At 70.9% G+C, this 12,103-nt stretch carries 11 protein-coding genes; 7 read left to right on the forward strand and 4 right to left on the reverse strand.

Translation table 11 applies throughout. The features are described from left to right. The first annotated feature begins 301 nt into the window (after positions 1-301). The 3 genes from ACI3KY_RS13320 (at position 302) to ACI3KY_RS13330 (ending at position 2,968) form a co-directional block, all read left to right on the forward strand. Positions 302-1,270: a ThuA domain-containing protein gene (locus tag ACI3KY_RS13320; RefSeq protein WP_404930645.1), complete on the forward strand. Its 969-nt coding sequence runs from the start codon at positions 302-304 to the stop codon at positions 1,268-1,270. 186 nt (positions 1,271-1,456) lie between these two features. Then, complete coding sequence (locus ACI3KY_RS13325) at positions 1,457-2,197, forward strand: IclR family transcriptional regulator (RefSeq protein WP_404930646.1); 741 nt, start codon at positions 1,457-1,459, stop codon at positions 2,195-2,197. Between the two features lie 3 nt (positions 2,198-2,200). Further along, positions 2,201-2,968, forward strand: a complete 768-nt coding sequence (locus tag ACI3KY_RS13330; RefSeq protein WP_404930647.1) for an IclR family transcriptional regulator — start codon at positions 2,201-2,203, stop codon at positions 2,966-2,968. Between the two features lie 29 nt (positions 2,969-2,997). Here ACI3KY_RS13330 and ACI3KY_RS13335 read toward each other — a convergent pair whose 3' ends face one another. The 3 genes from ACI3KY_RS13335 to ACI3KY_RS13345 are packed head-to-tail and all read right to left on the reverse strand — an operon-like array spanning position 2,998 to position 6,424. Beyond that, positions 2,998-3,660, reverse strand: coding sequence for a TetR family transcriptional regulator (locus ACI3KY_RS13335; protein ID WP_404930648.1), 663 nt, complete (start codon positions 3,658-3,660; stop codon positions 2,998-3,000). Then, a complete protein-coding gene (locus tag ACI3KY_RS13340; RefSeq protein ID WP_404930649.1) occupies positions 3,657-4,583 on the reverse strand; it encodes a shikimate dehydrogenase in 927 nt (308 codons plus the stop codon). Before ACI3KY_RS13340 ends, ACI3KY_RS13335 begins: the two co-directional genes overlap by 4 nt. Continuing rightward, the gene (locus ACI3KY_RS13345) at positions 4,580-6,424 is read right to left on the reverse strand and encodes a bifunctional sugar phosphate isomerase/epimerase/4-hydroxyphenylpyruvate dioxygenase family protein (protein WP_404930650.1); all 1,845 of its coding nucleotides are present in this window, start codon (positions 6,422-6,424) and stop codon (positions 4,580-4,582) included. The genes ACI3KY_RS13340 and ACI3KY_RS13345 overlap by 4 nt, the downstream gene beginning before the upstream one ends. A 136-nt stretch (positions 6,425-6,560) precedes the next feature. Here ACI3KY_RS13345 and ACI3KY_RS13350 point away from each other — a divergent pair, with 136 nt between their 5' ends. Together ACI3KY_RS13350 and ACI3KY_RS13355 are read left to right on the forward strand one after the other, a co-directional pair. After that, on the forward strand, positions 6,561-7,322 hold the full coding sequence (locus ACI3KY_RS13350; protein WP_404930651.1) for an IclR family transcriptional regulator: 762 nt from the start codon (positions 6,561-6,563) through the stop codon (positions 7,320-7,322). A gap of 7 nt (positions 7,323-7,329) precedes the next feature. Further along, the gene (locus tag ACI3KY_RS13355; RefSeq protein WP_404930652.1) at positions 7,330-8,094 is read left to right on the forward strand and encodes an IclR family transcriptional regulator; all 765 of its coding nucleotides are present in this window, start codon (positions 7,330-7,332) and stop codon (positions 8,092-8,094) included. 76 nt (positions 8,095-8,170) lie between these two features. Here the strand turns inward: ACI3KY_RS13355 and dctP are convergent, their stop codons facing one another. Continuing rightward, positions 8,171-9,226 carry a TRAP transporter substrate-binding protein DctP gene (gene dctP, locus ACI3KY_RS13360; RefSeq protein WP_404930653.1) on the reverse strand — a complete coding sequence of 352 codons (1,056 nt, stop codon included), beginning with the start codon at positions 9,224-9,226 and terminating at the stop codon, positions 8,171-8,173. A gap of 317 nt (positions 9,227-9,543) precedes the next feature. Between dctP and ACI3KY_RS13365 the strand changes: the two genes are divergently transcribed. Together ACI3KY_RS13365 and ACI3KY_RS13370 are read left to right on the forward strand one after the other, a co-directional pair. After that, entirely contained in the window at positions 9,544-10,686 is a 1,143-nt protein-coding gene (locus ACI3KY_RS13365; protein WP_404930654.1) for a Gfo/Idh/MocA family protein, read from the forward strand. Then, positions 10,673-12,031: an FAD-dependent oxidoreductase gene (locus ACI3KY_RS13370; protein ID WP_404930655.1), complete on the forward strand. Its 1,359-nt coding sequence runs from the start codon at positions 10,673-10,675 to the stop codon at positions 12,029-12,031. The genes ACI3KY_RS13365 and ACI3KY_RS13370 overlap by 14 nt, the downstream gene beginning before the upstream one ends. Positions 12,032-12,103: the final 72 nt, after the last annotated feature.

Here is a 12,103-nt window from a genome sequence, read left to right on the forward strand (position 1 = left end):
CGGGGTCGACCGGGCGGTCAGCCTTCGCCGGGAATCTAGCCCCGCTCGCCGCCGCGCCCCGAGGGGGTTGCGGCGATGGTCGTCCTGTGCAACCGCCCTCCCGGCGACACCCGGCAGCGGTGCCGGCTTACTGGGTGGAACGCGCGTTGCCCACGCCGTGGCGGCCCGCCTACATTCGCAGCAACCCGAGGGTCGATCCGGGTTCCCGCTCCCTGGCGGAAACCGGAGGCCGTCAGCGGCCGAGTGCGGCGATCGCGCTTCGACGCCCCGAGGACCACCTCGAATGATCGAAGGAGATCACATGAGATCGCTACTACGCTCCGGAGTCGCGCTCGTCGCGGCGGCGGCGCTCGGCGCGGGGATCGTCCTCGCCGGCACGGCAGCCGGCGCCGACAAGGGCAACGGCAACGGCCTCGGCGGCCAGCCGGCCACCGCCAGCCAGATCTACCTGGACGAGATCAAGGACTACGGCGTGTGCCGGGGCACAGATCCGTCCTGCTATCACGAGTGGGGCAACGGCTGGACGGAGGGCGAGCAGAAGCGCATCCTCATCTGGAGCCGCACCGCCGGACCTCGCCACGCGCACCTCGGCACTCCGCTGGCCCCGGGTCTCAACCCGCCGCTGAATGCGAACAATGTCGCCCAGGCAGGGCTCAAGGCGTGGGCGGAGGAACGTGGCATCGCGGTGGACTACACCGAGGACCTCGCGAACTTCACCCGGCTGAACAACTATCAGGCCGTCGTCTTCCTCAGCTCCAACCGCGACACGCTCGATGACACCGCACAGACGGCGCTGATGCAGTACATCCGCGGCGGCGGCGGCTTCGTCGGCATCCACAACGCGTTCGGCGCGGAGTACTCGTGGGAGTACTACGAGGGGCTCCTCGGCGGGGCGAACTTCTACAACCACGGCCCGAACCGCGACGGCACGGTCGAGACGATCAACAACCGGGACGTGTCGACGTCGTTCCTGCCGGAGACCTGGGCGTTCAAGGACGAGTGGTACAACCTGACGCCGTACCCGAGTTTCGTCAACGTGCTGCTCGAGGTCGACAAGGCCACGAGCGAGGCGACGCCGGCGGGCCACGGCGAATCGCACCCGGTGAGCTGGTGCCAGTACTACGACGGCGGCAGGTCGTGGCTCACGACCCTCGGCCACGACGTCGCGGCGTGGACCGACGCCCCGCTCGCCGGTGACGACTTCTTCAAGCAGCACGTGATGGAGGGTCTCGAGAGCGCGATGGGCATCAAGCCGTTCTGCACCACCTGATCGAGGCGGGGCGCGCCTTGATGGTGCGTGAGGCGGGGGCCAGGGCACGTCTTTCCGACGGGTCCTGGCCCCCGCTCCGTCGCGCCGGCGACCGCTCCGGTTGCCCCTGTCCCACTGGGTGGAACCTTCCGTGCCGTCCCGGCCCGCGTGCTTGCCGCGCCCTCCACGCCGACGGATACTGCACACATGCGATCCGCTCTCAGAGACGAGCCCGTGTCGGTGCTCGACCGGATCCTCGCCATCCTCGACACCGTCCGTGAGTCGCACGGCTCCACCACCATCACGCAGCTGGCCTCGGCCACCGGCATCCCGAAGTCGACAGTCTCGCGGCTGGTCGGCGACCTGGTCCGCCAGCGCTATCTCATGCGCGCCGAGGACGGTGTGACGATCGGCCTGCGCCTCTTCGAACTCGGAGCCCGGGCGAGCACGCCGCGCCGGCTCACGGCCGCCGCTCTCCCGGTGCTGGCGGAGCTCTACAACGCGACGGGCGAGCACCTCAACGTCGCCGTGCAGGAGGGCCGCGACATGCTCTCGGTGATCTCGGTCCGCGGGCGGCTGCGGCCGGTACCGTCGCGTGCGGGGGTCCGGGTTCCGTCGGCGACCACCGCGCTCGGCAAGGCGGTGCTGGCCTTCACCATCGACGAGGGCGTCCTCTGCAGCGTGATCACGGGCCTGGACTCGAGCCGGCGGCGCACCTTCGAGAAGGAGCTCGTCGCCGTGCGGACGGAGTCCGTCGCGATCGACCGCTGCGAGACCTTTCCTGGCGTCGTCGGCGTCGCGAGCCCCGTGCTCTCACCGGAGCGCCTGCCGGTGGCGGCGATCTCGGTCGCCGGTCCGGTAGCCGACATGGACCCGAAGCGGATCGCGCCGCTGGTACGCCACGCAGCTCTGGCGCTCACCCATCGTCTGGCGCTGCAGGTGGCCTGAGTCATGTCCGCGATCGCCGGCGACGCGGTCGGCGTCCTCGACCGGATGACCTGCATCCTGGAAGCGTTCGACGGCGACGACCGGGGGATGGGGATCTCTGAGCTGGCACTGCGCGCGGGCCTTCCGAAGTCGACGGTCTCGCGCCTGGTCGCGACGTTGGTGCGCCAGAGATATCTCGAGCGCGACGGCAAGCTGATCCACCTCGGGCTTCGGCTGTTCGAGCTGGGACAACTCGCCGAGCAGCCGCGCGAGCTCCGGATCGCCGCCCTGCCGGTCATGGCCGACGTGCGCAACCGCACCGGCGAGAACGTGCATCTGGCGATCCGGGATGGACAGGAGGCGGTCTGCATCGCGGTCATGCGCGGCCGGGCGGCAGGACCGTCGATCGTGCGCACCGGAGGCAGGCTGCCCCTGCACGCGACCGCGCTCGGCAAGGCGGTGCTCGCCCACACCGCTCCGCCGGGAGACGAGGACGTGCTGCCGGCGTCCCTGGCGCCGTGGACGCCGCAGACGATCACCGATCCGTCGGTGCTGCGGCGTCAGCTCGCCGGCATCCGGCGGGGCGGGCTCGCCACCGAGGCGGGGGAGTTCGTCAGCGGGGTGTCGTGCACCGCGAGCGCCATCTTCGCGCCCGGCGGGACCCTGGCGGGGGCCGTGTCGGTCTCGGGCGACGGCGACGACGTCGATGCCGACCAGGTCGCGCAGGTGCTGCGCGCGGCGGCGATGACGATCACGCGTCGTCTCGCCACGCTGCGAGCCCCCTCGGACTGACTGACGCCCCCCGGCGCGGACCGGGGCCGTCAGCCCGCGGTGCGGGTCGTCATCGTGGCGACCACCATGTCGCCGATCAGGCGCCGGTGGGAGTCCTGGAGGTCGGGATCCAGCATGTCCCGCGCGAAGATGGCGGCGAAGGTGTGGCGATTGGCGACATGGAAGCAGGCGTATGCGCTGATCATCATGTGCACGTCGACGGCGTCCACGTCCTCGCGGAAGGTGCCGGCGCGGACGCCGCGCTCGATGACCTCCTCGAGCAGCGTGATGGCGGTGGCGTTCTCGCGCAGGATGGTCTCGGACTGGCGCAGATGCTCGGCGCGGTGGATGTTCTCGATGCTGACCAGCTGGATGAACGCCTCGTGGGTGGTGTGGTGGTCGTAGGTGGCCTCGGCGATCGTCCGCAGGGCGGCATCCGGGGACAGCTCTTCGACGTGGATGCCCCGCTCGACCTGGCGGATCTGGGCGTACACGCGCTCCAGCACGGCGAGGTACAGCCCCTCCTTGGAGCCGAAGTAGTAGTAGATCATCCGCTTGGTGGTGCGCGTGCGCGCGGCGATCTCGTCCACGCGTGCGCCGGCGTAGCCGTTGGCGGCGAACTCGGCGGTGGCGATCCGGAGGATGTCGTCCTGCGTGCGGACCGCACGCTCGGTGGTCGCCGTCTCTCGCACATCGCTCAGCTGATCGCTCATCGACCGCCCTTCCCCGTGTCTGACCGCTCCTCGGCGCTGATGAGCCCACGGAAGTGCCGCTGCATTCTGTCGCGATCAGGCTGGATGCCCGTGATGATCTGGAGACTAGCGCATGCCTGTCCGACCGCCATCCGCCCTCCGTCGAGCACCGGGTGTCCTCGACGGGCGGCCTCCCGGATGAGTTCGGTCTCGAGGGGCCGGTAGACGACGTCCGACACCCACGCCTCCGGTGGGAGGAGATCGAGGTCGAACGCCACCCCGGGATGGTGGAGCATGCCCATCGGCGTCGCATGCACGATCCCGCTCGCACCTGCGATGGCGGGTGGCAGCTGCTGGGGCGAGAGCGTCGTGACGACCTGCGTGGGGAACCGGCTCCGCATGCGGGCCGCGAGCTCGTCCGCACGGCGCGGATCGGCGTCGAACAGGTCGAGCCGTTCGGCGCCTTCTGACAGGAGCGCATAGGCGGTGGCAGCGCCCGCGCCTCCGCATCCGATCTGCCCCCCCCGCCGGAACGACGCGCCCGGCAGGCCGGCGACCAGACCGTCGCGGTAGCCGAGCCAGTCGGTGTTGTACCCGCGCAGGCGGCCGCCGTCGAACACCACGAGGTTCACGGCGCGCAGGTGCGCGGCATCCGTCTCGAGCTCGTCCACCAGGTCGAGGACCAGCTGCTTGCAGGGATGCGTGATGTTCATCGCGGTGAAGCCGGCGGACCGCGCGTCGGCGAGGAGGGCGCCGACATCCCCCGCCGGGCGGCCCAGCTCCAGGAGGTCGAAGATGCGGTACTCGTAGTCGAGGCCGAGCGCACGGGCCTCGCCCTCGTGCAGTGCGGGCGTCAGCGATGCGGTGATGCCCTCGCCGATAAGCCCGACGAGGTAGCGGTCAGGCGAAGGGGGAGCGGATGCGTCGGCACCGTGCCCCGTCATGCGAGGACCCCTTCGCCGGCGCGGCGGTGCTGATACTGCGCCGCCAGGCGGACCGGCGCGTTGAGCGCGCCGTACCCCGCGTACGCGCCGCGTCGCTCGACGACCTCGAGGAACACGGTGCCGATCGGGTGCGTGTAGAAGTGGAGGAACTCGCCGGCCTCATCGCGGTCGTACATCACGTTGAGCTCTCTCAGGTCGTCCAGGAGAGCGGGGTCGATCTGGTAGCGCGCCTCGATGTCGTCGTAGTAGTTCGACGGGATGTCGAGCGGCCGGAAGCCGCGCGCGCGAGCGGCGCGGGCGAGCTCCAGCACGTCGGGGGTCGCGAATGCGATGTGCTGCGGGAGGATCGCGTCGTCGCCGGCTCCCGAGGGCACCAGGTTCAGCGCGATCCGCAGGACGTCGTTCGGGCTGTGCAGCACCTGACTGCGCACCAGACCGACAGGCGCGGCCACCTCGACCGATGCCTCGGTGCGCAGGTCGAGGACGGAGTGGAAGAAGAGCACTGCGGCATCGAAGTGCTGCCAGGGCTGAGCGAGGTTGAGATGGTCGACGCGCTCGATCATGCCCGCGTCGTCGCCGTCGGGCGCGCCGAACTCGCCCACCCACCTCGGCGCCGCTCCTCGTCCGGCGCCGAAGAACACCTCGGAGCCGTCGGGAGCGCTCACGCCGACGAGCGGCTCGTCGCCTTCGCCTTCGGCGCGGGGCACCTCGGGGGCGAACAGCTCTCTCGCCCTGCGCAGGGCGAGCGAGGGATCGCCCACCGAAAGGCCGATGCCCGCGACGGTCGGCTGCGCGCGTCCGGATTCCGGAGCACCGAGGACGACCCGCGCGGCGCCGTGGGTCCAGAGTTCCACGGGCTTGGTGCGATGCTCCCCGTGCGGTCGGAAGCCGAGTTGCGCCAGAAGTCGCCGGAGCTCGCCCACCTCGCCGGTGCGGAGCTCCACGTAGTTGACATCGGCGGGGGGGTCGACCGCAGGCAGGCTCGCCGTCGACATGCGCGCCGCACGACCGCCGGCAGGGGCGCCCAGAGCTGCCGCTGTCTCGTGCTCCAGCCAGCGCAGCGACCGCCGTGCATCGATGGCGGTGGCGAGCGGGTGGGCCTGGCGGAAGGTGTCGTTGAAGATCTCGAGCGAGACGGGGCCGTCGTACCCGGTGCGGACCAGGTGCGCCATGAACGTTCCGAGGTCGAAACCGCCTTCCCCGGGGAACAGGCGGTGGTGCCGGCTCCACGAGAGCACGTCGAGAGAGAGCAGCGGGGCATCCGCCATCTGGACGAAGAAGATCTTCTCGGCCGGGATGGTCTCGATCGCCTCGGGATTGTGGCCGCGCGACAGGATGTGGAAGCTGTCCAGGCAGAGGCCGATTCGGGGATGGTCGGCGAGCCGCACGACGCGTGCGGCCGCTTCGTAGCTGTCCACGAACCGGCCCCAGGCCAGCGCCTCGTACGCGACGCGCACCCCGAACCGGTCGGCGACGTCGCCCAGCTGGCGCAGCTGGGCGGCGGCCAGCTGCTCGTCGCCGCTGCGCGCCGTCGCGACGTTGCTGCACAGGAGCATGGTGTCGATGCCCAGGCGGTTCATGAGAGCGAACTTCGCCGCCGCCCGGCGCAGGTTCTGCTCGAGGAGCTCGGGACCGACTCCCTCGAAGTCGCGGAAGGGCTGGTACAGGTCGAGGGTGAGTCCCAGCTCGCTCGCGCGGTCGCGGATCTCTTCCGGCGAGCGGGGGGAGGCGATGAGGTCGGGCTCGAAGATCTCGACTCCGTCGAACCCCGCCGTGCTCGCCGCGACGAGCTTCTCGTCAAGCGTTCCGCTCAGGCAGACCGTCGCGATCGACGTGCGCATGGCACCTCCCTGCGGACACCGGCGCTGGTGCCCGCGTGATTCTTGGCTTTAGCGTTGCATGGATCTGTACTAACTAGTACGTTCGACAACCGAAGGGCGATCGACGACGATTCAACCCGCTGGGAGAGGACACTCGATGATGAGTCTCGCCGAATGGAACACGACTCCCCCCGACACGCGCGCACCGGTCTCGGTGCTGGATCGCATCTTCGCGATCCTGGACGCCGTGAAAGAGTCGGACGGCTCGATCACGATCACCGACATCGCCGCCCGCACGGCGCTGCCCAAATCGACGGTCTCGCGTCTCGTCACCGAGCTGACCGGCCAGCGCTACCTCGCGCGCACCGAGGAGGGCGTTGCCCTCGGGCTGCGCCTGTTCGAGCTCGGGGTCCGAGCGAGTCTGCCGCGGCGACTGGTCGCGGCCGCGGCACCCGTCCTGCGCAATCTGCACGACGTCACCGGCGAGCGCGTGGGGCTGTGGGTGCAGCAGGGCATGGACATGGTGTCGATCGCCGCCGTGGCCGGCCGCCTGCCGATGCTGCCCACCCGCGCCGGCATGCGGTCTCCGGCTCTGACGACCGCGAGCGGCAAGGCCTACCTCGCGTTCTGCGCCGATCCGGCCATCGTCGACCGGATCAGCGCGGCGCTCGTCGAGGACGACGCCGACCACTTCCGCGAAGAGCTCACCCACGTCCGTGACGCGGTGGTGGCGATGGACGTCGAGGCGTCGTACCCCGGCATCCTCGCGGTTGCGAGCCCCGTGCTGTCCAGCGCCCGGGTGGTGCTCGGGGCGATCTCGATCGCGGGCCCGAGCGGCGCGATGGACCCCGAACGTGTCGCACCGCTCGTCCGCGCTGCAGGGAGCACGGTGGGCCGGCGCCTCGCCGCGGCGGCGTAGGGCCCCGATGCGCACCGCGAGCTGGACCGACTCGGTCAGCGTCCTCGACCGCGTGACCGCCGTCTTCGACGCCTTCGGCGAAGACGACGAGGGGCTGGGCGTCTCGGAGCTCGCCCGGCGCGCCAATCTCCCCAAGTCCACGGTGTCGCGGATCGCCGCAGACCTCGTCGCCCAGCGATTCCTCGACCGCGACGGCGAGCTGCTGTATCTCGGCGTGCGGCTTTTCGAGCTGGGCCAGACCGTCCCGCAGCCGCGGATGCTGCGACGGCTCGCACTCCCGGTGATGCGGGAGCTGCGAGATGTCACCGGGCAGACCGTGCAGCTGGCCGTGATGGACGGCAACGACGTGGTGGTCGTCGCGGTGCTGCGCGTCCCATCCGCCCTGGAGCTCTCCACGCGGGTCGGCGGGCGGGATCGCGCCCACGCGACAGCACTCGGCAAAGCCATCCTGGCCTTCTCGCCCCCCGAGACGGTGACCCGCGTCGCGTCCGGCGGGCTGACGAAGCAGACGCCGCACACCATCGACGAGCCGGCTGTCCTCCTGCGCGAACTCGCCGATATCCGCCGGCGCGGGGTCGCGGCCGAGCGCGAGGAGTGCGCGATGGGCGTGGCGGCGGCCGCCGGTGCCCTCCTCATCCCCGGCGAGGCGCCGAGCGCTGCCATCTCGGTGACCGGTCCCGTCGACGCGCTGCTTCCCGACCGTGTCGCCCCCGCGGTGCGGGCCGCGGCGGTGACGCTCAGTCGTCGGCTGGCCGCGGACCGCGCACGCTGATCCCATGCGGTAGGCCCCACGAGAAGACGGGGTGGGTGCGCATGCGCACCCACCCCGTCCGTTAGGACAGCGGTCGTCAGCCGGCCATCTCGCGGATGGCCTCGTACGCCTCCAGGCTCTCGCCGGTGAAGTACCCCTTGAAGAAGTCCTCCGACTTGCTGATGAAGGCATCCATGTCGATGTCCTCCGTCTCGATCACCGTGAACGCGTCGTCGGCGCGGTAGTCGTCCAGGATCTCCTCGGTCGCCTCGTCAACGCACTGCGCGTTCTCGGGGCGGATCTCGTGGATGGTGTCCTCGAGGAGCGCGGCCTGCTCGTCGCTCATCTTGTCGTACGTCTTGTCGCTCACCAGGATCCAGTGGATGCCGACGTTGTGGTTGTTGAGGATGACGGTGTTGAGCACCTCGTCGTAGCTGGACGAGTGCGTCGCCACGATGGGGTTCTCCTGGCCGACGGCGATCCCCTGCTGAAGGGCGGAGTAGACCTCCTCCACCGCGACCGAGACCGGGCTCGTCACGCCGAGCGCCTCGGCGTTCGCCAGGAACTGGGGCGAGTTCGGGAACCGGATCGGCACGCCCTCGAGGTCGTCGGGGCTGGTCACCTCGACGTCCTTCGTGGTGAAGGTGCGGGAGCCGAAGAACCAGCCGTCGACGATGTTGACGCCGGTCGCCTCGTGGAAGGAGGTGAAAAGGTCTTCGGATCCTTCGTCGATCCACTTGAAGGCGTGGTCGACATCGTCGAACGCGTATGTCGCGTCGACGACGCCGATCGGCTCGAACGTCGAGCTCAGCGCCGAGGCGCCCTGCAGATCGATGTCGATGTCGCCCGCCTGCACGAGCGGGAACCGGTCGGCGTCGGGGCCGAGCTGGCTCGCCGGGTACAGCTCCACGGTGAAGCCGATGTCGGCCTCCTCGAGCCGCTCCTTGAGCAGCTCGACGCCGCAGTAGTAGTTCGGCGTCTCCTCGTTCTGGCTGGTCGCGACCGTGAGCGTGACGGGTTCGTTCGCGGCCGCGGATTCGGTGTTCGAGCTCTCCGGAGTGCCGCCGCCGGCGCAGCCGGCGGCGACGAGAGCGGTTGCTGCGAGCGCCGACGCGGCCAATAGGCCGCGTCGCTTCGAGCGGGCTGTGCTCATGGGACTCTCCTCTGATGTGCGCACGTCGTCGTGCGGGTTCTGACGTGTCAATCGGTCGCCGGTGCGTGACGTGCCGTCGACGTTCCTCGCGCGGGGCGAGATCCACGTCGACCACGCTGTCACGGTGCGGCCGTGTGGCAGTGCTGACTCTTACGGACTTCGATCGGCCGGCAAAGCGATGTCCCGTCGAGTGGAACATGGGGCCCGCGGCGCTCGGCGGGGGCTTCACCGCTGAATGGAACGATCCGCGCGCGTGGCCCCATCGTGCCATACGCTCGGGCCGACTCTCGCCCGCGACCACGATGCAGGGAGGCGCCGTGACCGTATCCGGACCCCCGCCGGTGCGCATGGGGGTGGTCGGCGCCGGGTTCATGGGGCGCCAGCACATCGCCTTCGTCCGCGCGTCCGCCGGAGCCGCGCTGGCGGCGATCGCCGACCCTGCCGTGACCGTCATGGATGCCGCGTGCCCGACGTATCCGTCGACCGCCAGGATGCTCGAGGCCGAGCAGCTCGATGCGGTGATCATCGCCAACCCGAACGCCCTGCACGTGGAGACCGCGCTCGAATGCCTCGAGGCCGGGGTGGCGGTGCTGCTGGAGAAGCCCGTCGCCGTCTCGTACGAGCAGTCCCGCCGGCTCGTCGATGCCGTCGAACGACTGAACGGTCGGCTGCTGGTGGGGCACCACCGGCGTCACCATCCGGCGGTCGCGCGGGCGCGCGCCGCGATCGGAGGCGGGGAGCTCGGGCAGATCGTCGCCGTCACGGCCCTCTGGTCGGCCCGCAAGGAGCCCGGCTACTTCACCGACACCCCGTGGCACAGTCAGCCCGGGGCGGGCGTCACCCTGATCAATGCGGTGCACGACCTCGACCTTCTCCGGCACCTGTGCGGGGAGGTCGCCGAGGTGCAGGCGATGCAGAGCTCGCGCGCGCGTGGGCTCGAGGTCGAGGACACCATCTCGCTGACCCTCAGATTCGAGAGCGGTGCCCTGGGGAGTCTCCTCGCCTCCGACGCGGGCGTCTCGCCCTGGGGCTGGGATCAGGCGACCGAGGAGACGCCCGCCTTCCCGTTCCTGCCCGACGAGGTCGCCTACCGCATCGTCGGCACGCGCGCAGCGCTGTCGGTGCCCAACCTGGCGAGATACGGGTACGACCCGTCCGTGCCGCCGGACTGGCACTCGCCGCTGTCGCGCACCTACCTCCCGGTCGCGCCGCGGGGGTCTTTCCCCGCCCAGCTCGATCACTTCCTCGAGGTCGCGCGCGGGACGACCGCGCCGCTCGTGTCGGCGGACGACGCGTCAGGAACCCTGGCACTCGTCGAGGCGGCCGCGCTCGCCGCGCGCACCGGGCGGACGGTGGACGTCCGGCGCTTCCAGACCACTGCGCAGGCCGACGACGCGACGCAGGCCGACGACGCAGCGCCCGACCACCCGGCCCCGGGAGGACGCGATGGCGGTGCCTGACGCCCGGACCTTCGATGCGATCGTCGTGGGAGGTGGACTCGCGGGGCTCGCGACGCAGCGGCTTGCCGCGAACGGGCTGAGGGTCGCCCTCGTCGAGAAGCGCGACCGGCTCGGCGGCAGCTCGGCGTTGAGCGGCGGGTGGTTCGCGCTGTCGGGCACCGCCGTCCAGCGCACCGCGGGCGTCGCGGATGCCGATGACGTCTTCCTCGCCGACATGGTCCAGACGGGCGGCGGCTTCGCCGACACCGCGCTGCTGGAAGTCCTCGTCGCCCGTCAAACGCACGCCATCACGGCGATCGACCGCGCGGACGCCTGGACGGACGAGCTCAAGGTCAGCGCCGGAATGACGATCGCGCGCGCCCACCTCATCCGCATCCGGCGTCTGCTGGCGCACCTCGAGCGCGAGGCGCTCGCCGCAGGCGCCGTCATCCTCCCGGGTCACCCGGCCGACGAACTGATCACGGACGGGGGACGGGTCGCCGGCATCCGATCGGCAGGTGCTGACTTCGGCGCCGGTGCGGGTGTCGTGCTCACGACCGGCGGCTTCTCGCGCTCTCGCGAGCTGCTGGACCTGTTCGTGCCCGACCAGGCGGCGGCGATGCCGTACGGCGGCGCCGGCAACACGGGCGACGGCCTCCGCATGGCATGGATGCTGGGTGCCGGCCTCGCCGACATCGGGCACGTCGCGGGCACCTACGGCCAGCACCCCGACGCGACGGACGACGAGCATGAGCTGCTCACCGCCAACTACCTCGGCGCGATCCTCGTGAACGATCGCGGCGAGCGGTTCACCGACGAGTCCGAGTCGTACAAGGTGCTCGGCACGGCGGTGCTGAGCCAGCCGGGCGGGATGGCCTGCCAGGTCTTCGACTCCGTCGTGCGGGCGCGTTCGCGACCCGGCGTGCCGCTGTCCGACATGGAGCGCATCGAGGAGCTCGGCCACCTGGTGGGTGCGCCGACCCTGTCGGAGCTCGGGCGCAGGCTCGGCATGCCCCCCGGCGCGCTCGAACGCACGGTGGAGCGCTACAACGACAGCGTCGCCGGTCGCGCGACCGACCCCTTCGGCCGGACCGGCCTGGTGAACGGCGTCGGCGGGCTCGAGCCGGTCGAGAGGGGGCCGTTCTACGCGTATCCCGCGGTGACGGCCATGACCTCGACCTACGGCGGCCTGAGCGTCGCGACCGACACGTCGGTGACACGGATCGACGGCAGCAGGATCGAGGGCCTCTTCGCCGCCGGAGAGGTGGTCGGCGGATTCCACGGTGCGTCCTACATGACGGGCACAGCCCTCACCAAGGCGCTCGTGTGCGGCATCGAGGCCGCCGACCGGATCGCCGGCGCCTGACGCGCGGATGCCCCGGCGGCCGGACCCCGGCGGGCCGGACCCTCGGCGGGCCGGACCCTCGGCGGGCCGGAC

It is taken from the genome of Microbacterium sp. ZW T2_14 (genome assembly GCF_044987405.1).
GTDB lineage: Bacteria > Actinomycetota > Actinomycetes > Actinomycetales > Microbacteriaceae > Microbacterium.

Bases quoted from the DNA above. Each gene is read 5' to 3' on its own strand.
- ACI3KY_RS13320 (WP_404930645.1), top strand. From the start codon at position 302: ATGAGATCGCTACTACGCTCCGGAGTCGCGCTCGTCGCGGCGGCGGCG.
- ACI3KY_RS13325 (WP_404930646.1), top strand. From the start codon at position 1,457: ATGCGATCCGCTCTCAGAGACGAGCCCGTGTCGGTGCTCGACCGGATC.
- ACI3KY_RS13330 (WP_404930647.1), top strand. From the start codon at position 2,201: ATGTCCGCGATCGCCGGCGACGCGGTCGGCGTCCTCGACCGGATGACC.
- ACI3KY_RS13335 (WP_404930648.1), bottom strand. From the start codon at position 3,660: ATGAGCGATCAGCTGAGCGATGTGCGAGAGACGGCGACCACCGAGCGT.
- ACI3KY_RS13340 (WP_404930649.1), bottom strand. From the start codon at position 4,583: ATGACGGGGCACGGTGCCGACGCATCCGCTCCCCCTTCGCCTGACCGC.
- ACI3KY_RS13345 (WP_404930650.1), bottom strand. From the start codon at position 6,424: ATGCGCACGTCGATCGCGACGGTCTGCCTGAGCGGAACGCTTGACGAG.
- ACI3KY_RS13350 (WP_404930651.1), top strand. From the start codon at position 6,561: ATGATGAGTCTCGCCGAATGGAACACGACTCCCCCCGACACGCGCGCA.
- ACI3KY_RS13355 (WP_404930652.1), top strand. From the start codon at position 7,330: ATGCGCACCGCGAGCTGGACCGACTCGGTCAGCGTCCTCGACCGCGTG.
- dctP (WP_404930653.1), bottom strand. From the start codon at position 9,226: ATGAGCACAGCCCGCTCGAAGCGACGCGGCCTATTGGCCGCGTCGGCG.
- ACI3KY_RS13370 (WP_404930655.1), top strand. From the start codon at position 10,673: ATGGCGGTGCCTGACGCCCGGACCTTCGATGCGATCGTCGTGGGAGGT.